20 protein-coding genes are annotated in these 18,145 nt (G+C 68.7%); 6 read left to right on the top strand and 14 right to left on the bottom strand.

Features of this window, described 5'->3' with window-relative positions; translation table 11 throughout:
- Positions 1–48: 48 nt before the first annotated feature.
- The 4 genes from GLO27_RS12210 to GLO27_RS12195 form a co-directional block, all read right to left on the bottom strand.
- The gene (locus GLO27_RS12210; RefSeq protein WP_167255107.1) at positions 49–1,992 is read right to left on the bottom strand and encodes an ABC transporter ATP-binding protein/permease; all 1,944 of its coding nucleotides are present in this window, start codon (positions 1,990–1,992) and stop codon (positions 49–51) included.
- A 1-nt stretch (position 1,993) separates the two neighbouring features.
- The gene (locus GLO27_RS12205; protein ID WP_208323782.1) at positions 1,994–3,214 is read right to left on the bottom strand and encodes a peptidoglycan-binding protein; all 1,221 of its coding nucleotides are present in this window, start codon (positions 3,212–3,214) and stop codon (positions 1,994–1,996) included.
- A 63-nt stretch (positions 3,215–3,277) separates the two neighbouring features.
- On the bottom strand, positions 3,278–4,150 hold the full coding sequence (locus GLO27_RS12200) for a hypothetical protein (protein ID WP_029260702.1): 873 nt from the start codon (positions 4,148–4,150) through the stop codon (positions 3,278–3,280).
- Positions 4,151–4,179: 29 nt separating this feature from the next.
- Positions 4,180–4,572: a peptidase inhibitor family I36 protein gene (locus GLO27_RS12195; RefSeq protein WP_240750627.1), complete on the bottom strand. Its 393-nt coding sequence runs from the start codon at positions 4,570–4,572 to the stop codon at positions 4,180–4,182.
- 288 nt (positions 4,573–4,860) lie between these two features.
- On the opposite strand from GLO27_RS12195, the gene GLO27_RS12190 reads away from it, so the two are divergent.
- Entirely contained in the window at positions 4,861–5,394 is a 534-nt protein-coding gene (locus GLO27_RS12190; RefSeq protein WP_167255101.1) for a GNAT family N-acetyltransferase, read from the top strand.
- A complete protein-coding gene (pnuC, locus tag GLO27_RS12185) occupies positions 5,391–6,104 on the top strand; it encodes a nicotinamide riboside transporter PnuC (protein WP_021199480.1) in 714 nt (237 codons plus the stop codon). The genes GLO27_RS12190 and pnuC overlap by 4 nt, the downstream gene beginning before the upstream one ends.
- A 67-nt stretch (positions 6,105–6,171) precedes the next feature.
- Here pnuC and GLO27_RS12180 read toward each other — a convergent pair whose 3' ends face one another.
- The 7 genes from GLO27_RS12180 to GLO27_RS12150 all read right to left on the bottom strand — a co-directional run bounded on the left by GLO27_RS12180 (position 6,172) and on the right by GLO27_RS12150 (position 13,370).
- Positions 6,172–7,539: a heparan-alpha-glucosaminide N-acetyltransferase domain-containing protein gene (locus tag GLO27_RS12180; protein WP_167255099.1), complete on the bottom strand. Its 1,368-nt coding sequence runs from the start codon at positions 7,537–7,539 to the stop codon at positions 6,172–6,174.
- A 130-nt stretch (positions 7,540–7,669) separates the two neighbouring features.
- Complete coding sequence (locus GLO27_RS12175) at positions 7,670–8,407, bottom strand: amino acid ABC transporter ATP-binding protein (RefSeq protein ID WP_021199478.1); 738 nt, start codon at positions 8,405–8,407, stop codon at positions 7,670–7,672.
- On the bottom strand, positions 8,404–9,270 hold the full coding sequence (locus tag GLO27_RS12170; RefSeq protein WP_029260707.1) for an amino acid ABC transporter permease: 867 nt from the start codon (positions 9,268–9,270) through the stop codon (positions 8,404–8,406). The genes GLO27_RS12175 and GLO27_RS12170 overlap by 4 nt, the downstream gene beginning before the upstream one ends.
- Positions 9,267–10,118: an ABC transporter substrate-binding protein gene (locus GLO27_RS12165; protein WP_167255097.1), complete on the bottom strand. Its 852-nt coding sequence runs from the start codon at positions 10,116–10,118 to the stop codon at positions 9,267–9,269. Before GLO27_RS12165 ends, GLO27_RS12170 begins: the two co-directional genes overlap by 4 nt.
- 77 nt (positions 10,119–10,195) lie before the next feature.
- Positions 10,196–10,624 (bottom strand): cupin domain-containing protein, encoded by a 429-nt coding sequence (locus GLO27_RS12160; RefSeq protein WP_167255095.1) that lies wholly within the window; start codon positions 10,622–10,624, stop codon positions 10,196–10,198.
- Positions 10,621–11,916: an amidohydrolase family protein gene (locus tag GLO27_RS12155; protein WP_167255093.1), complete on the bottom strand. Its 1,296-nt coding sequence runs from the start codon at positions 11,914–11,916 to the stop codon at positions 10,621–10,623. The genes GLO27_RS12160 and GLO27_RS12155 overlap by 4 nt, the downstream gene beginning before the upstream one ends.
- Positions 11,913–13,370, bottom strand: a complete 1,458-nt coding sequence (locus GLO27_RS12150; RefSeq protein WP_208323781.1) for an adenosylhomocysteinase — start codon at positions 13,368–13,370, stop codon at positions 11,913–11,915. The genes GLO27_RS12155 and GLO27_RS12150 overlap by 4 nt, the downstream gene beginning before the upstream one ends.
- A gap of 121 nt (positions 13,371–13,491) precedes the next feature.
- Here GLO27_RS12150 and GLO27_RS12145 point away from each other — a divergent pair, with 121 nt between their 5' ends.
- Positions 13,492–14,874, top strand: coding sequence for an LLM class flavin-dependent oxidoreductase (locus GLO27_RS12145; protein WP_136024745.1), 1,383 nt, complete (start codon positions 13,492–13,494; stop codon positions 14,872–14,874).
- 73 nt (positions 14,875–14,947) lie between these two features.
- Here the strand turns inward: GLO27_RS12145 and GLO27_RS12140 are convergent, their stop codons facing one another.
- Together GLO27_RS12140 and GLO27_RS12135 are read right to left on the bottom strand one after the other, a co-directional pair.
- A complete protein-coding gene (locus GLO27_RS12140) occupies positions 14,948–15,124 on the bottom strand; it encodes a hypothetical protein (protein ID WP_021199471.1) in 177 nt (58 codons plus the stop codon).
- 17 nt (positions 15,125–15,141) lie between these two features.
- A complete protein-coding gene (locus GLO27_RS12135; protein WP_021199470.1) occupies positions 15,142–15,510 on the bottom strand; it encodes a hypothetical protein in 369 nt (122 codons plus the stop codon).
- Between the two features lie 54 nt (positions 15,511–15,564).
- Between GLO27_RS12135 and GLO27_RS12130 the strand changes: the two genes are divergently transcribed.
- Positions 15,565–16,314 (top strand): DeoR/GlpR family DNA-binding transcription regulator, encoded by a 750-nt coding sequence (locus GLO27_RS12130; protein WP_029260715.1) that lies wholly within the window; start codon positions 15,565–15,567, stop codon positions 16,312–16,314.
- Here the strand turns inward: GLO27_RS12130 and GLO27_RS12125 are convergent.
- Positions 16,298–17,044 (bottom strand): MerR family transcriptional regulator, encoded by a 747-nt coding sequence (locus GLO27_RS12125; RefSeq protein ID WP_167255091.1) that lies wholly within the window; start codon positions 17,042–17,044, stop codon positions 16,298–16,300. The two genes, GLO27_RS12130 and GLO27_RS12125, sit on opposite strands and share 17 nt — an antisense overlap.
- A 67-nt stretch (positions 17,045–17,111) precedes the next feature.
- Between GLO27_RS12125 and GLO27_RS12120 the strand changes: the two genes are divergently transcribed.
- Both GLO27_RS12120 and GLO27_RS12115 read left to right on the top strand, forming a co-directional pair.
- Positions 17,112–17,546 (top strand): DUF6194 family protein, encoded by a 435-nt coding sequence (locus tag GLO27_RS12120; RefSeq protein ID WP_243844831.1) that lies wholly within the window; start codon positions 17,112–17,114, stop codon positions 17,544–17,546.
- Between the two features lie 2 nt (positions 17,547–17,548).
- The gene (locus tag GLO27_RS12115; protein ID WP_167255087.1) at positions 17,549–18,082 is read left to right on the top strand and encodes a putative immunity protein; all 534 of its coding nucleotides are present in this window, start codon (positions 17,549–17,551) and stop codon (positions 18,080–18,082) included.
- The last annotated feature ends 63 nt before the right edge of the window (positions 18,083–18,145 follow it).

The raw sequence follows: 18,145 nt of genomic DNA, 5'->3' as shown, positions 1-18,145 counted from the left end.
CTGTAACTGTTCGGTCGCAGCACGCCCGGACGGCGTCCAGCGAGGATGTCAGCTGCGGAGGTTCTCCGCGGGGCGCAGACGCGCGGCGCGGATGGAGGCCAGTCCGCCTCCCCCGGCACCGACGATCAGGCCGACAGCGATGGCGATCGGAAGCAGCACGATGTCGAACACGGGGGCCCATCGTTGGCTCACGGTGGCGACGAGGATTGCCGCCATGCCGAGCACGAGACCTGCAGCCCCTCCGACGACACCGACGATTGCGGATTCGAGGGTGATGAGTTCCCCGATCTGTCGGTCTCGGGCTCCGAGCGCTTTGCGCATGCCGATCTCACCCCGGCGTGCGTTGACAGCGAGGAGCGTGGCGTTCATGAGTGCGGCGATCGCGACGATCAGCGCGAGCAGCGTGAACGCGGTGAGGGTGGCCTGCACCCCTTGTTCGACCTGTCCTCTCAACTGTGCAGAATCGGTCGGCGCAGCGACGACGATCCGGTCCGGCTCGTACGGGTTCAGTGCCGAAGGCAACTGCTTGGCGACCTGCTGCGCTGCGCCGGAGGAAGTCACGGCCAACATCGTCACGTCGACGGCCCCTTTCGCCGTGATGTCGTCGCGGGGTCCGACGACCACTTCACCGCGGAGCAGGGGGAGGCGCGCGGACGTGGTGATGATGCCGGCGACGACATAGGTGATGCCATCAACCGAGATCGTGGGGGCGCCGTCGATGCTGCTGAGTTGCATGTCCTTCGCGAGAAGATCTCCGACGTAGGCCTCACCGGCAGCCAGAGGTCCCTCATGCCACGGTGCCTCGTCGACCGTGAGACGCGCAGCACCGACGATATCTCCGATGGCGACGTGCGGCCGGATCTGGCGTGCCTCCGCGAACGTCGAGACCGTGCTGACGTTGAGATCGATGACGACCGCAGCCGCATCCACTCCGCTGAGTCGCTCGATCGCCTGCGGAACCTCCTCGGGCGGAAGCGAGTTCTTGGCCCCCGTCGACCACGTCGCCGAGACCTCACGATTCAGGTGGGCATCGAATGTGGCGGATACCTGCGCTCGCGCCGATGCCGCAAGCCCGAGAGTGGTGATCGTCAATGCCACGGCGATGGCGACGGCGAGCCCCTGTCCGATCGATTGATACCTTCTCGACGTCACGGATGCCCAGGCGTCGCGAAGCATGTCGGCGAACCGGATGCGCCCGGTGAGCCGCGCCCGCTCATCTTCTCTCGTGCGGGACGTGCGGGCATCATTCGAAGGAGAAGCCGGCGGCCCGTCCGCAGGGGCTTTCGATGCCGTACTCGCTCCGCTGCCGGACTGTCGCTCGTCGGACACGATCGCACCGTCGGCGATGTGGACCACACGACGCGCCCGTGCCGCGACCTCGGCCGAATGAGTGACGACGACGACCGTCGCCCCATCGCGATTGATACGTTCGAGCTCATCGAGAACCCGAGCGGCGTTGACCGAGTCGAGGTTACCGGTCGGCTCGTCGGCGAGAATCAGCTTCGCATCCCCGGCGATCGCACGGGCGATGGCGATGCGTTGACGCTGCCCGCCCGACAGTGTCGAGGTGCTTTGGAAGGCGCGGTCTGCGAGGCCGACAGAGTCGATGGCGCCGAGAACGCTCTCACGCCGCTCCACACGGGGCACGCCCCGGTAGAGCAGGTTCAACTCGACACTGTCGACGGCCGGCCTGGCCTCGAGAAGGTGGAAGGCCTGGAACACGAATCCGATCTTCCGTGCGCGCACGCTCGCCGCGCGGCGACCGTCGCCGGCACGAGCTTCCTCGCCGTCGAGAACATAACTACCCGCCGTCGGGTCGTCGAGAAGCCCCAGGATGTTCATCAGCGTCGTCTTGCCACCGCCCGATGGCCCGACGATCGCAACGAACTCCCCCTGGTCGATTTCCAGGTCGATGCCGCGAAGCGCATCGACCTCGGGCCGACCCGCCGAGGAGTACGTCCGACGCACTCCCCGCAACTGAATCAGCGACACGTCAACCGACTCGAACCAGTTCGCCGGCCTTCAGGGCACCTTCGTCGCGCGGCTCGACGGCTACCTCGCCCTGCAGTGTGCCCAGGACTGTGACCGGCACCTCGAGGAGCGTTCCGTCGGCCTGCTGCTTCGTCAGAACGTTCTTGTCGGGCCCTCGATCCGACACCGCGAGAACCGGGACGATCAGCGCGTCCTCGGCCACGATCTGCTTGATCACCGCCACCCGCGCCCGCCCCGACGACCCCGGCAGCGCTGTTTTCGGAACCACGGCGAAAGTGACCTCGGGTGCGGCCTGTTCCGCATCACCGTTCGAGCCCGATCCCTCTGAGTCTTCGGCCGAGTCAGAGGGGCGGATGTCTCCCACGATGCCCTCGACCTCAGTGCCACCGATCGAGATCACCGCCGCGTCTCCTGCGACCACATCCCCGAGATCGGTGACGGGAACCGTGATCGTGACCACCAGATCCGCCGACCCGAGGATGAAGTCCGGCACACCCTCCGCCGCCACACGCTGCCCGACCTGAACACCTTTCACGACCTGCGCGGACGCAGAAGGCATCGCCAGAATTTCGGCGACAGGAACATACCCCTCGGCAGCCGGCGCCTTCTCGCTCGGATCCGCCGCCTTCTCGCCCCCCTCCGAGCTCGTCTTCTCCGCCGCGGCACTGCGAGTGGGGGCCTCATAGCCATTGTCCTGATACCAGCGCTTCACCGCCGCAGCCGTCTCGCCTCCGAACCGCCCATCGGCGTTGAGCTGGTACGACCGCGCCACGAGTGCAGCCTGCAATGCCTCGACATCCGGGCCACGATCCCCGACGCCCATGTCGCGGTAGAAGGAGAAGGCCGACTGCACACCGAAGAGAGGGCGCCCGTTGACCTCGGTGAGAACCTGCCCCGAAGAAGCGGTCGCACCCGTTGCCAGTGGGCGTCCGGTGACGACGGTGAGCGACGCTTCCGCGACAGGGAGCACCGTCACCGGAGTCTGCGTCGACGGCCCCGCCTGCCCAGTGAAGCCAACCTCTCCAGCCAGCGAACCCTGCGTGACCTCCGCGAAGACCGGCCCGGGGGCGGGCGCCTTGGCGTTGGCCTCCTGCTGCGCCGAAGACTGGAACTGCGCAGCAAACCAGAATCCCGCCCCAATCAGCGCCACGATCAGCACCACAGCGATCACGGCCATCCAACGGGACCGTCTCGCCGTCTCCGGCACACCTACTTCATCCATCGGACTCTCATCACTCACTGATCGGCCAAGGCTCGTTACCGAGCCAACTCTCGCGCCGCCTCTCTAGGGCGCGGCTGGCGCGTTCTCCGCCACGATCGTCAACAGCTTCTTCTTCCGTTCGATCGCGTCCGCACGGATCCGATCGAGCTTGTCCCTGTTCTCCGCGACGAGCTTCTCCTGCTCCTCCCAATTCCGCTCATACCAGAGCGAGGCCCACCCACTCGACTCCTGGCACTCCGCATCAGCAACAGCCGCAGCAAGCTCCTCCGCCGAAGGCGCGGACGACGACCCGGTCACCGCACCCCACACCTCTGCCACCTCATAAGGAGCTCCTTCCCAAGGTTGCTCTTGAGTCACCGCGTAATCCACCCGTGGGGTCAGACACTCCCGCCAGGCTTTCACCGCCTTGACCACATCCGGATCCTGCTCCACGATGTCCCAAGCCTGGGCGGATAGCTCAGCGTTGTAGTTCAGCCCGTCGGCGGTGGATGCGAAGTCCTTGTCTTTCGCGCGGATCTTGTCAGTGCAGGCCACGAGCGCGTCATCCAGTTCCTGATTCGGAAAGTACGAATCCACTGTCTCTGTGTATGTCAACCACAGCTCAGCGCTCTCCGGATCATCCAGCCGCGCGAAATGGTAACCCCACTTCTTTGCCAGTTCCAGATTGAACAGCCGCAGACCCACCCGGTTGAAGTCTTCCGCACGGGGGAAGTCGGTATCCTGCCACGGCACCGGCCACTCATACCCCTGCGCACCCAGACAATCCGAGATCAACAACTGCTCCGCATAGTTGTCCAGGTCCGGGGAATACACGACGAACTCATCAAGAGGCATCTTCCAAGCCGCTTGATTCCTCACCCCCGCATCCGCCTCACTGTCGGACGCGGTACACCCCACCAGACCCCCGGCAACCGTGACCGCAAGGACGGTCGCCATGACCAGGCGGCCACCTACGCGCGGAGAAGTCACCGGCATAGAGCCGAACCAACGCTACTGAGGGTGCCGCTGAAGTATCCCGACTCGATCTCGTCGTTGTAGCTACCCACATTGCCGAAGCCCTGCCCCCGGAGGATAAGGAGGCCCTTCCCTCCTGTCTGGTTCTGTCCTTTGTAGAGGTAGGAGTTCTGGGAGCGACCGTTGTTGAAGGTGGAGGAGATGACGTCTCCGTAGGACCTCCAGCCGATGGTCATGACGTCCACGCAGTTCGCGAACTTGTGCGTAGACGGCTGCTGCCAAGCATCATTCCCATAGTTGTAACCCGAGTAACTGCACGTGTAACCGGATGGGCAATCACCCGGCGCGGCTGCGGCAGGGCCCGCCAAGGCGAGAACTCCCGCAGCGGACAGGACGAGTGCCATCAGCGCGCTGGCTGCTCTTCTGCGCCGGGTTGGGCGACGCGCGAGTTCCACGTGAGATCCTCCGATGCATCCGCCTACTAAAACAATACCTTCTACACAGTAGACATGGTTCGTGTGCGCGTCTGTAGGCCGTTCGGGGGACAAGCGCGGTGCCCGCACGTCGCCCCCGTAACTGTTCGGCCGCAGCACGCCCAGCGCCCGTTCCTCCTGCTAGCGTCGGCGATGCGCACCCGAAGCGCCGAAGAAGGATGCGCACCCGAAGCGCAGAAGAAGAGAGAACGCCCGCCGATGACAGCCGTGCGAATCAGGGACGCCGAGACCGCCGATCTCGAGATCATCACCGCGATCCACAACCATGCCGTGCTGCACACCACCGCGATCTGGAACGAAGAGGCGGTCGACCTCGCCGACCGCGTCGCCTGGCTCGCCGATCGCACCGCCCGCGGCTACCCGGTCATCGTCGCCGTCGACGACACGGGGGTGCTGGGCTACGCGTCGTACGCGCAATGGCGTCCGCACAGCGGCTATCGCCACACGGTCGAGCACTCGGTCTACGTCCTCGACGGCCAGCACGGTCGCGGCATCGGCACCGCCCTCATGTCGGCGCTCGTCGATCGTGCGCGGGACGCGGGGATGCACGTGATGATCGCCGGGATCGAAAGCGGGAACGCCGCCTCCATCGCCCTGCACGAGCGCCTGGGCTTCGTCGAGGTCGGACGCATGCCGCAGGTCGGTGCCAAGTTCGGACGCTGGCTCGACCTGAGCATGCTGCAGCGGGTGCTCGACGACCGCCCCGAACCCGACGCCGGATCCCGACCATGAACCTGCTGCAGTGGTTCGTCGACGCCTTCAACTCGCAGTGGATGCTGCCCGGCGGGCAGACACTCCTGGTGCGGGAGGTCGTGGGCAACGCGTTCGGTCTCGCCAGCGCGCTCGGCGGCATGCGACGCAAGGTGTGGGCATGGCCGGTCGGCATCATCGGCAACCTGCTGCTGCTCACCGTCTTCCTCGGCTCCGCTCTCAGCCCCGATCCGTCACTGCCGCACCTGCTCGGCCAGGCCGGGCGGCAGATCATGTTCATCGCGGTCGCCATCTACGGATGGGTGCGCTGGCGGAACCTCGACGGCGGACGCGTGGTCCCGCGCTGGGCGCCGACGAGCGCCCGCATCGGCATGGTGCTGGTGATGATCGTCGGCACGGTCGCCCTGACCCCGCTGTTCCGCCTGCTGGGATCGTGGGAGCCGGTGTGGGCCGACGCCTGGACGTTCGTCGGCTCGCTGCTGGCCACCTACGGCATGGCGAAGGGCTGGACCGAGTTCTGGCTGGTCTGGATCGCTGTCGACGTCGTCGGGGTGCCGCTGCTGTTCAGCTCCGGCTACTACGCCACCGGCTTCATGTACGTCTTCTACGGCGTCTTCACCGCGATCGGCTTTGTGATCTGGTGGCGGGCGCAGCGCACCGCCGCGCATCCGATCGAGATCCTGCCGCCCGACCCGAGCCCGCGACGGCCGGAGGAGGAAGAGCTCGCCTGAGCTCCCCTCCCCCCGGACGCCCCCCTCCGCCGCCTCGATGTCGCCCCTCCTCGACACGAGGCCGTCTTCAGTCCCGGCGCTTCGCCGTGCGCGTCGTCTTCGCTGTCAGCGCCATGGCGTCGGCCGCCCACGCCGTGAGTCGTTCGAGCGGCCCCTTGCCGACCGTGCGCGTCCAGATGAGCGCGCCGGCCATCATGAGCAGTGAGAGCGCGATCCACGGCAGCACCGGGTTGGGCAGCCAGGTCGCCGCCCCCGCCAGGATGAGGATCGCCTGGACGACGTAGCCGGTGAGCGGAACCGCGCCATAGGCCGCCAGCGGGAGAACGGCCCACCGCGCATACCGGGTCACCAGCAGGCACAGGCCGAGGACGGCCACCGCGAAGCCGCCGGATGCCAGCACCTCCAGCACGCCGCCGGAGTGCGCCGAGACGCTGATGACCGCTTCGAGCATCTTCGCGGGCGGGTCCTCCGAAGCCACGCGATCGATGTACGACTGCCCCTCTTCGATGCCGGCGCCGTCGTCCGTGAACAGCGAGGCCTTCTCGGGCGAGAAGCAGACGACGACGCCGTCACTGGTCTGGCACGCCAGTCCGGAGACGTCGACCTCGTCCCCGGGGATCATGCTCATCGAACCCGAACCCGAACCCGAACCGGACGTGGAGCTCGACGACGCGACTTCCTGCGGCGGCGACGTGAGGAGCGCACCCAGCGCGTAACCGCCGATCGCGATCAGTCCTCCGCAGACGAGCATGACGACTGCCGTCTTCACCCGGGTCAGGTCGAGGCGTCCGATCACGAGACCAGCGCAGAGCAGCGCAGCCCAGACCGTGATCGGGTAGGTGCCGAACAGCACCAGCGACAGCCCCGGGCCGCCCAGATCCGGCGAGAGCGTGCCGATCAGGGCGAGCAGCGGCGGACCGAGGATGGCGAGCGCCGCCCCCGCGATCACCAGCACTCTGGTGCGCAGGTGCACCGTGAACGCCGCCAGGATGTACAGCACGCCGTAGAGCGTGAGGATCACGGCGATTCCCGAGCCCAGCAGCTCGACCACGAGCCCGATCACGAAGATCGCCGCCCCGCGACCGACCAGGCGCAACCGGATCTTCCGGAGCTCGTCCGGTGACGCGGTACGGGCACCGCCCGTCATCAGCGCGAGCGAGACCCCGGCCAGCAGGGCGAACAGGATCGAGGAGCGACCGTTGACGATGTCCAGCCATGTCGACGGGTCGGTCAGGGTCAGGTCGGGACCGCTCGCGACCATCAGATGTGCGCCGAACATCCCCACCAGGGCGAGTCCGCGCGCGACGTCGACGCCGACGATGCGGCGCCGACGTGTGGAGGCGCCTCCGCCGCGGCGTGGGCCGTCGCCGGAGTCGGCCGCGGAGGCGTCGGCCGTCGGCGCGGCGGAAGACGGGATGATGTGGGGCGTGCTCACGTGGGACCTCTCGAGGAATCGGCGGAGACCTCAAGCTCAGCACGCGCCTCCGAGGGCGCGCATCCACCCTCAGTACCGCTTCGATCCGTCGAGCGGATGAGCGTCGACGCCGCGCGCTTCCCGCCGGGCGTCAGTGCTGCACGCGCGCCAGGAACTCCGCGGTGGCCGCCTGCTGCGGGGCATCGAACACCTGGGAGGGCGGTCCCTGCTCGACGACGACACCGTGCTCGAGGAACACGATGCGGTCGGCGACCTCACGCGCGAACGACATCTCGTGGGTCGCCATCACGATCGTGGCGCCCTGCTGCTTCAGCTGTCGCACCAGATCGAGCACCTCGCCCACCAGTTGCGGGTCGAGGGCGCTGGTGATCTCGTCGAGCAGCAGCACCTCGGGCTGCGTGAGCACCGCGCGCACGATCGCCACGCGCTGCTGCTGTCCGCCGGAGAGCCGGTCGGGGTACTCGTCGGCCTTGGCGCCGAGGCCGAGCGTGTCGAGCAACGCGCGTGCCTGGGCGCGCGCCTCCGTCTTGCGCATGCCGTGCACGCGCACGGCGGCGAGCGTGACGTTGTCGAGCACGGTCAGGTGCGGGAACAGGTTGAAGTGCTGGAACACGACCCCGATCCGGGCCCGCACCGCGTCGGCGTCCACCCGCGGGTCGGTGATGTCCTCGCCGGAGAGGAAGATCTGCCCGTCGTCGATGCCCTCGATGAGGTTCATGGTCTTGAGGAGGGTCGACTTGCCCGAGCCGGACGCGCCGATCAGCACGACCACCTCGTGCGTGCCGACCGCGAGGTCGATGCCGCGCAGCACGTCATGATCGCCGAAGCGCTTGCGCACACCCCTGGCCTCGATCACGGGCACGCTCATACGACTCCTCCGGCTTGCTCGCGCTTGTTCAGACGCGCGGTGACGACATCGGTCAGGCGGATCATCGGCCAGCTGAGCACGATGAACATGAGGCCGGCGACGACGTACGGTGTGAAGTTGTAGGTCTCGGCGACCATCAGCTGTGCCGCACGGACCGCATCGACGGCGCCGAGCACCGAGATCAGCCCCACGTCCTTCTGCATCGAGACGAAGTCGTTCATGAGGGCGGGGACGACCTTGCGCACGCCCTGCGGGATCACGACGATCCGGAGCGTCTGCCCGTGGGTCAGCCCGAGCGACCGCGCGGCGATGCGCTGCGAGGGATGCACGGCCTCCATGCCTGCACGGAGCACCTCGGCGACATAGGCGGAGTAGGTGAGGACCAGCGCGATCGTGCCCCAGAACATCGGGGGCATGCGCGGGAAGATCATCAGTGCGGGGATGCCGAACCCCACGAGGTACAGCACGATCAGCAGCGGGATGCCACGGAAGAAGTCGGTGTAGGCCGCGGCGATCGCGCGCAGAGGGAAGAACACCGGGCCGCGCAGCGAGCGCATGGTAGCCAGGAGCGTGCCGAGGATCGCGACGCACACCACGGCGATGACGAGCACCAGGAGGTTGACGAGCAGTCCCTGGAAGATCGGACCGATGCTCTCCAGCGCGACCTGCGGATCGAAGAACGTCTGGCTGACGATCGCCCAGCCGGGGGTGTTGACGACGACGACGACGAGCACCGCCAACAGGGCGATGCTGCTGCCGAACGCGATCAGGATGGATCGGGTGGTCGCCCGACGCCGCAGAGCGCGGCGTGACAGCTCGAGTTCGCTCGGCTGCCACTCCGCGTCGACGGAGGTCGAGGTCATTTCAGGACGGGGACGTCGACCGCGTCGCTGAGCCACTTCTGCTGCAGCTCGTCGAGCGTGCCATCGTCGCGCAGGGCGTCGACGGCCTTGGTGACGTCGGCCGTGAGCGCGGAGCCCTTGGGAAGGACGATGCCGAAGTCGTCGCCGCCGTTCGCGTCGGCGAACTGACCGGTCACCACGCCGTCGTCGAGCTGGGCACCGACGACGTAGAAGGCGCCGGGGAGGTCGGTGATCATGGCGTCGATCTGCCCGCCCTTGAGCGCGAGCACCACGTCGTCGACCGAGTTGAAGACGTTGAGGTTCGCTTCGCCGAGCTGGGCCTTGGCGACCGTGTAGCTGGTGGTCCCGCTGGCCACGCCGACCTTGGTGGCCTTGAGCTCGTCGATCGTGGTCGCCGATGCCGCGGGCGAGCCGCCGACCGCGACGACGGCCTGCGTGGTCGTGTAGTACGGCGACGAGAAGTCGACGGCCTTCTTGCGGTCATCCGTGATGGAGAACTGCTGCAGGTTGATGTCCCAGTCCTTGGGGCCCGGTGCGATGGCGCCGTCGAAGGTGGTGCGCACCCAGACGATGTCGTCGGCCGTGTAGCCGAGCTGCTCGGCGACGGCGTTGGCGACGGCGCCTTCGAAGCCCTCACCGTTGGAGGGGTCGTCGTCGACGAACCACGGCTCGTAGTTGGGCTCGCCGGTCGCGATCGTGAGCTTGCCCTCGGTCACGGTCGGAAGGCCCGAGCCGTCTCCGCTGCCGGAGCCGGTGGACGGCGAGCTGCAGGCGGAGAGGGTGAGGGCGACGGCTGCGGCAGCAGCGGCGACGGCTGCAGCGCGGCGGAGGGCGGGAGCGAAGGGCACGATGACTCCAGGGCGAGAAAGGGTATGGAGAAGACGGCGAGGCAGGACGGGTCTGCCTCTGCAGACACGGTCTGCCTCTACAGAGTAGGCGATGCGGCGAGTCGCCAATCGGCGAAGTCGAAACCTGGGGACACGAAGCACGACACCAGCACCTCGTCGGCGTCGAGCGGCCTCGCGGCCTGCCAGACACCGGCCGGCACACGCACCTGCGCCGCCTCTCCGGGGCCGAGCACGATCGCCGTCCCCTCGCCCGGTTCCGCACCGTCTCCGCCGAGGCGGAGTTCGAGTCGGCCCGGCCCGTGCCACAGCCACAGCTCGTCGCTGGTCACGACGTGCCATTCGCTCTTCTCCGATGGCAGGAGGAGGTAGTGGATGCAGGTGGCCGCCGGCCGCTGACCGTTCGGCGTCTCGACGGGAAGCGGGCTCGTCCAGGTGCGGCGGAACCAGCCGCCTTCCGGATGCGGGGCGAGGTCGAGCCGCTCGGCGGTCGCGGGGCGCTGCGTCATGCGGGTGCTCCGGTTTCGGGGAAGGAGTCGACGGCGTAGCGGACCTCGCCGGAGATGATGGTGGCGGCCGTGCGACCCGCCCCGTGCTCGACGAGTTCGACCACGGCATCGGGGCCGGACGGGACGTCGAAGAACGTGAGGTCGGCGAGTGCCCCCACCGCGAGGTACCCGGTGCGGTCGGGACCGACGTCGATCCCCATGGCGTGCGCACCGCCGAGGGTCGCGGCGCCGAGCAGCCGCGCGTGCAGGTCGCGGTCGGTGTACCCCTGCGAGCGGGCGATGCGCGCGAGCTCCGCCACGTCGGCCAGCACGTCGAGCGACGGGCTCGACGACAGCGAGTCGGTGCCGACGGCGATCGGGCTGCCCTCGCGCAGGTACGCGGCGATCGGCGGCTCCTCGAGTCCGATGACGGCGTTCGACCGCGGGCACAGGGCCACCGTCGTGCGACGCTCCCGCAGGATGGCGCGGTCCCTGGCGCTCATGTAGACGCCGTGCGCGATGTGGCAGTCAGGCCCGAGCACGCCGAGCTGATCGACGAACTCGGTGGCGCTGGTGCCGAATCCCGCCTTGCGCAGTTCCTGGAAGCTGGCGAGCCCCGCGGTGTGCCACGCCTGCGGGTGCTCGTGCGCGAACTCGCTCTCGAACGCGGCCTCGCCGAGGTGGATGTGGATGCGTCCGCCGCGCTCGCGCACGATGTCGGGGATCTCCAGCAGCGGCTCGATGTCGAGCGAGTAGGGGGCGTGGGGTGAAAGGCCCGTCCCCGGCGGGGTCGGCAGGGCGTCGAGCGCCTGCTCCACCTGCGCACGCCCGGTACGGGCCCAGTCGGCGTTGGTCCAGCTCATCACCTCCCAGTAGGTGATGCCGTGCAGTCGGGCATCGTGCAGCGCGGTCGCCGCCGCACGATCGGTCACGACATCGGCCACGGCCGTCGTGCCGGAACGCAGCGCCTGCATCGCACCGTCGGCCGCATCCGCCGCCCAGTCGCGACCGCCTTCGTACACCGGGTCGAAAGCGCGCACCCAGTCGTCGAAGCCGTCGTACTGCCCGCGCCCGACCGAGGCCATGCCGGTGTACTGCAGGTGCGTGTGCGCGTTCACGAGCCCGGGGGTCAGGACGCCGGGCCAGTGCACCTCGTCGGCGGCGATGCCTCGTTCGGACAGCGACCGCAGCACCCACTCGCGCTCTCCGACGTGCATGATGCGGCCGTCGCGCACCGCGACCGCGCCGTCGACGATCGGCGGCGCGGTGATCGGCACGACGAGCCCTGCGGAGTAGACGGTCACGGCGGTCATGCGGATTCTCCTCGGAATCGCGGCGAGCGCCATTCGCGCAGCGCGTCGATCTGGGCGGCGCTGCGCAGGTCGATGCGCTCTCCGCGCAGGGCGAGAGCGGCCGTGCCGATGACGGTGTCGGTCTCGGGCGGCAGCGCATGCACCCCGGCGGGCAGACCGTGCGTGAGGAGGTGCTCGACGGCGAAGAGCTGCACCGAGAACGAGAGGTCCATGATCTCGATCGGGTTGCCTTCGCCGGCAGACAGGTTCACGCACCCGCCTCGGGCGATCACGAGCGCACCTTCGCCGGCGCGCTCGACGAACGGAGAGGATGCGCCGCTCTCGCCCGCGAACGGTCGCAGCGTCGCAGGATCGAGGTCGACCTCGTGTGGAACCCCGCCCGCGACCGCGACGATCGCCGCCGCTCGCAGCACCACGGCGTCGACCGTGTGCGGCGCACCGGTGGCCGAGACGACGAGCGCTCCGGGGGCGAGGTCGTGCAGACGCCCGATGCGGTAGCCGTCGTGCGTGGCGCGAAGTGCGCGCACCGGGTCGGTCTCGGTGACGCCGACCTGCACGCCCAGCGCCCGCAGGTGGGCGGCGACGCCCTCTCCTACGGGCCCGTAGCCCACGACCACGGCCGGCTGGTCGCGAAGGTCGATGCCGGCGTCGTCCAGGGCGTCGGCGACCGCGAACACGCAGGACTGCCCGGTGCCGTAGCGGTTGTCGAAGGAGGTCTTGGTGAGGGCGTCGTTCACCGCGATCACGGGGATCTCGAGCAGCCCCTCGCGCTCCATGAGCCGCAGCGGCGTGAGTCCGCTCGTCGTCTCCTCCGCCGCACCCCGCAGCTGCCGTGCGAGACCCTCTTCATGAGCGAGGCGGATCAGGTGCGAGCCGTCGTCGAGCAGCAGGTCGAAGCCGCGGCGCAGGAACGACACCGCGGCAGCGCGCTCCGCAGCACCGGAGAGCGAAGGATCACCGTCGACGGGGATGCCGCGGGAGCGCAGCACCTGGGCGACCTCGACGTCGATCTCATCGGGGTGGGCGTACACGGCGACCGCAGCACCGGCATCCCGCAGCAGCAGGGCGAGCTGGGCGGTTTTGGGCTCGAGCACCATCGCGATGCCGATGCGCACACCCTTCACCGTGCCGGCCTCGCGCAGGCGTCGCGCGCGATCGGTGGCGACGGGCATGTGACGTCCGGCCGCATCGACACGGTCGTGAGCCGTCTCACGCGCCGGGAGAGCCTTGCCGTCGAGCAGGATCTCGGGCGTCGCACCCGGTGCGAAGACGACTCCGTGGCCGACCGTGCCGGTGCTTCCGAGATGCGCACCGAAAGCGGGCAGCAGTCGACGCAGCTCGTCGGCCACGGCATCCGTTCCCACGACGGAGAAGTCGCGACCGGCCACGAGCAGGTTGGTCTCGCGGGCGAAGCGCCGCACCAGACGCTGGGCTGTCGCGGTCTCGTCGGTCACCAGTCAAGGGTAGAGCCCGCCGGGTGTGCCGACTGCCAGAGCGGAGGCTGTCGCACCCGAATGTGTCGGCGCGTGTCGGCGACCCTGGATTCCCCGGCGCCCTTCGCCTTTCATGGAGCCCATGACCCGTCAGATCCGCTTCAACGCCTTCGACATGAACTGCGTCGCCCACCAGTCGTCCGGCCTGTGGCGGCACCCCGACGACCGGTCGCGGCAGTACAACACCATCTCGTACTGGACCGATCTGGCGAAGCTGCTGGAGAGCGCGACCTTCGACGGCATCTTCATCGCCGACGTGCTCGGCACCTACGACGTGTACGGCGGCACGAACGAGGCCGCGATCCGCAACGGCGCGCAGGTGCCGGTGAACGACCCGATCCTGCTGGTGAGCGCGATGGCGGCCGTCACCGAGAACCTGGGCTTCGGCATCACGGCGGGCACCGCGTTCGAGCACCCCTATCCGTTCGCCCGTCGCCTCAGCACACTCGACCACCTCACGCAGGGCCGTGTCGGCTGGAACGTCGTGACCGGTTACCTGCCCAGCGCCGCGCGCAACATGGGCCAGGAAGACCAGCTCGCCCACGACGACCGCTACGACCACGCGGACGAATACGTCGAGGTGCTCTACAAGCTCTGGGAGGGCTCGTGGGAAGACGACGCCGTTGTCGAAGACCGGGAGCGCGGCATCTTCACCGACCCGGGCAAAGTGCACCCGATCGGGCATGAGGGCAAGCACTTCAGCGTTCCCGGCATCCACATCTCCGAGCCGTCGCCGCAGCGCACGCCGGTGATCTACCAGGCCGGCGCGAGCCCGCGGGGCGTGAAGTTCGCGGCCGAGAACGCCGAGGCGATCTTCGTCGCCGCGCCCTCGAAGGAGGTGCTCGCCGGCACCGTGAAGCGCATCCGCGATGCCCTCGAAGCGGCGGGCCGCGACCGGTACGACGCCCGCATCTACACGCTTCTCACCGTGATCACCGCCGCGACGAGCGAGGAGGCGACGGCGAAGCACGCCGAGTACCTCTCCTACGCGAGCCCCGAGGGCGCGCTCACGTTCATGTCGGGATGGATGGGCGTCGACCTGTCGCAGTACGCCGAGGACGAGCCGGTCGGGAACGTCGAGTCCAACGCGATCCAGTCCGTGCTGCAGCACCTCAAGGAAGAGGCCGACCTCGGTCGCGAGTGGACGGTCGGCGACTTCGGACGCCACAACGCGATCGGCGGCCTCGGGCCCACGATCGTCGGATCCGGCACTGAAATCGCCGACGAGCTGCAGTCCTGGGTCGACGAGACCGACATCGACGGCTTCAATCTCGCCTACGCGGTCACCCCCGGCACCTGGCAGGACATCATCGAGCACGTGATCCCGGTGCTGCGCGAGCGCGGCGCCTACCCCGAGGAATACGCACCCGGGACGCTCCGCAACAAGCTCCACGGCCGTGGCGACCGCGTGCAGGACACGCACCGCGCCGCGAAATACCGGGTCGGCACGTTCGCCAAGGCGTAGCCGCTCTCGAATCGCGCACGTGGTCGCTTCCGCGGCGAATCGGCGACCAGGTGCGCGATTCGACGGCCGTGGGTCAGTCGTCGCTGCGGGCGAAGATCCCACGCAGGACGAGGAAGACCACCACGGCCACGACCGCGACGATCGCGAGCTTGAAGATGAACGCGAGGACCGAGAACAGGGCGCTCACGATCCACCACGCGATCACGACGGCGAGGATGACGCCGAGGATGGTCCAGAGGTTCTTGGTCATACCTCCAGCCTACGGAATCACCGCCGGGGGATCTCCTCGAGGGAGCGGTAGACCGGCAGCCCGCGCTGCTGCGCGATCTCGACGTCCTTGTCGGCACCGGACGACTCCCCCGGCAGGCGCAGCACGGCGTCGCAGTGCTGCAGCAGGCGGTGCGCGGTCTCGTACATGACGTCACCGGCATCGGCATCGGCATCGGAGTCGGCCGGCTCGAGCGTGCGCAGGATCGGCAGCGCGACCCACTCCCCGATCATCGGCACGTGGCCGAGGCGGAAGATCGGGCCCGAGACCTCCTCCAGGCGCGCGAGGTTCCGGGCGATGAGGTCGGGGTCGCCGTTCGTCCCGGAGCGATAGGGGCCGGCGATGAGGATCAGGAGTGGCTTCGTCATGGAGATGACTGTAGTCTGAATCATGCACAATCGTGCAACTTCGTGAGGGAACAAATGCTCGCTGCGCAACGCAAGGACCACCTGCTCGACCTTCTCGCCCGCGACGGACGCGTCGTCGCGAAAGCGGTGGCCGACGAGCTCGGAGTGTCGGAAGACGCCATCCGCCGAGATCTCCGCGAACTCGCCGAGGAGGGGAAGCTCCAGCGGGTGTACGGCGGCGCCCTGCCGATCCCCGAGCCCGAACGACCGGTGCGCGACCGGCACGGCCTCGCGACCGAGAGCAAGGAGCGGGTGGCACGTGCGGCCGTCGCGCGCATCCGTCCCGGAGCGACGATCGTGCTGGACGCCGGGACCACGACCCTCGCGATGGCTCGGCTGCTCCCCTCCGGCGCCGGCATCACGGTCATCACCCCGAGTCCGGTCGTCGCGCTCTCCGTGGCCGAACACTCCGACGCCCGTGTGGTCATGATCGGCGGGGAACTCACCCGGCACTCCCTGGTCACCGGCGGAGGACTCGCGATGGAGGCCATCCAGCACCTCGCCGCCGATGTGTTCTTCCTCGGCGTGACCGGCGTCGATCCCGTGCACGGTCTCACGACGGGTGAGCTCGACGACGCGGTGACGAAGCGGGCACTCGCTTCGCGGTGCACGGAGACCGTGGTGCTGGCCAGCGAAGAGAAGGTCGGTGCCGCCGCTCGCTTTCCTGTCCTCCCGTTCGAGGCGATCACCGCGATCATCACCGATCCGCTCGACGCGAATCCGATCGTCGAGCGGCTCGCCGCACTGATCAGCGCTCGGGAGTGACCGACGATCCCGCCCCGGGGAGACGGTCGGCGAGCAGGTCGTGCAGGTGCCCCGCGGTACCGAGCAGGGCGACGCTACGGCGCGTGAGGTCGGCCAGCCTCTCCGTGAGGATCCGCTGGACTTCGGAGGTGCGACCGTGCGTGCGCACCTCGTCGAGGATGCGGGCGATCGCCGGGATGCCGTAGCCGCCGGAGCGAAGGGCGGCTGCGACTCGCGCCTCGGTGATCGCGGCGGAGCCGTACGAACGCGTCGACGCGGTGCCACGAAGCGGATGCACGAGCCCCTCGCGCTCCCAGTGACGCAAGGCCGACGGACGGATGCCCAGCGCCTGGGCGAGTTCGCCGATCGTCATCGCGTCCTCCTCGGCGAACACGTCGTCGGCCTCGGCCACGGCGACATCGAGTCCGCTCAGCGCCTCCCGCACCCGAGAACGCTCACGGGAGAGGTTCGCGTGCAGATCGTCGATCCGCTCGGCGGCTCGCTCGAGCGTCCCCTCGATCAGGTCCGGCATGAGCCGGCGGGCGGGCACCGGGCCGAGCGCGGCTGCCATCGCGCGGTACGCCTGCAGGGCCGTGACATGCGGCATCCGATACCGGCGATACCCGTTCGCACCGCGCTCTGCCGCGGGGATGACGCCGAGGCGCTCGAGATCGCGCACCTGCTGGGTCGAGTAGCCGACCAGCCGTCCGAGCTGCACCGTCGTGAATGTCGCCTCTTGAGGGTTCTGCACCTTTTCCCCCTTCGCTTACGGACAGAAGTCCACATAAGCACTTCCACCTCACCATTGAAGGATGGAAATGCAGAAGATCATCGAGACGGTCCGTGGCTTCGACGGTGTCCTCGTCGTCGCGCCCGGGCCCGGCAGCGACTTTCCGGAGCTGTCATGGGGAGACGCCTACCTCTATTACGCACCCGATGGGCGGATGCCGGAGCGCACCCAGCCATACGGGACGATCATCACGAAGGACTACCCGGAAGACACCTCGTCCGCCTTGGACGCTCCAGGACGCTTCCGGGTGAACATCCACGTCGGGCGCGCACAGACCGAGTCGATCGTGGATGCTGACGCCGATCCGACCGAGGCCGACGTGTTCCACCGGCATCCGCTCTACGGCACGTCCGGTTGGGTGTGCGTGATCAACCCTGCGGAACGGACGGCGGATGCGGTGCTCACCCTTCTTCGCGAGGCGCACGAGGCCGCACGATCACGCATCGAACGCCGAGCGAGGTGAGCATGACGACCCCACAGGGCATGACCGACGCAGACCGCCGCACCGTCGCGGTGTGGGCCGCTGACTGCGCAGAGCGGGTGCTGCCCTTGTTCGAGGCCGAGGCGCCCGACGACGCTCGGGCCCGGGACGCCATCGCCAGGGCACGGGCGTTCGCGCGGGGCGAGCTCACGGCTGCGGGCGAGATCCGTCGACGTTTCGTCGCCGGCCGGGCTGCCCACAGCGCCACATCGCCCGCCGGAGTCGCCGCGGCCCGCTCGGCAGCCCAGGCCGCAGGAGTCGCACACATGGGCGCGCACGCGCTCGGAGCAGCCGCCTACGCCGCGAAGGCCGTCGAGCTGGCCCACCCGAATGCTCGCGGAGCACGTGTCGAAGAGGTGCGATGGCAGCTCCGCATGCTCTCCGTCGACGCCGCCACCGCACTCCGACGCCTGCCGCCCCTCGGCACCGACTCCGCCGGCCCGCTCGGCCCCGGGCTGCTCGACTCCGGCACCCTCGGCGAAGTGATCCGTGAGATCCAGGCTGCTCTCGCCGACTGACTTCTTCGAGTCGGAGTATGGCGAGGCGACCGCTTCAGCCCGGATTCAGCGTGGAGCCACCAC

Source organism: Microbacterium sp. Be9 (genome assembly GCF_011754135.1).
GTDB lineage: Bacteria > Actinomycetota > Actinomycetes > Actinomycetales > Microbacteriaceae > Microbacterium > Microbacterium maritypicum_A.
The sequence above is the reverse complement of the archived record's forward strand: the minus strand, read 5'-3'. Positions and strand labels throughout refer to the sequence as shown.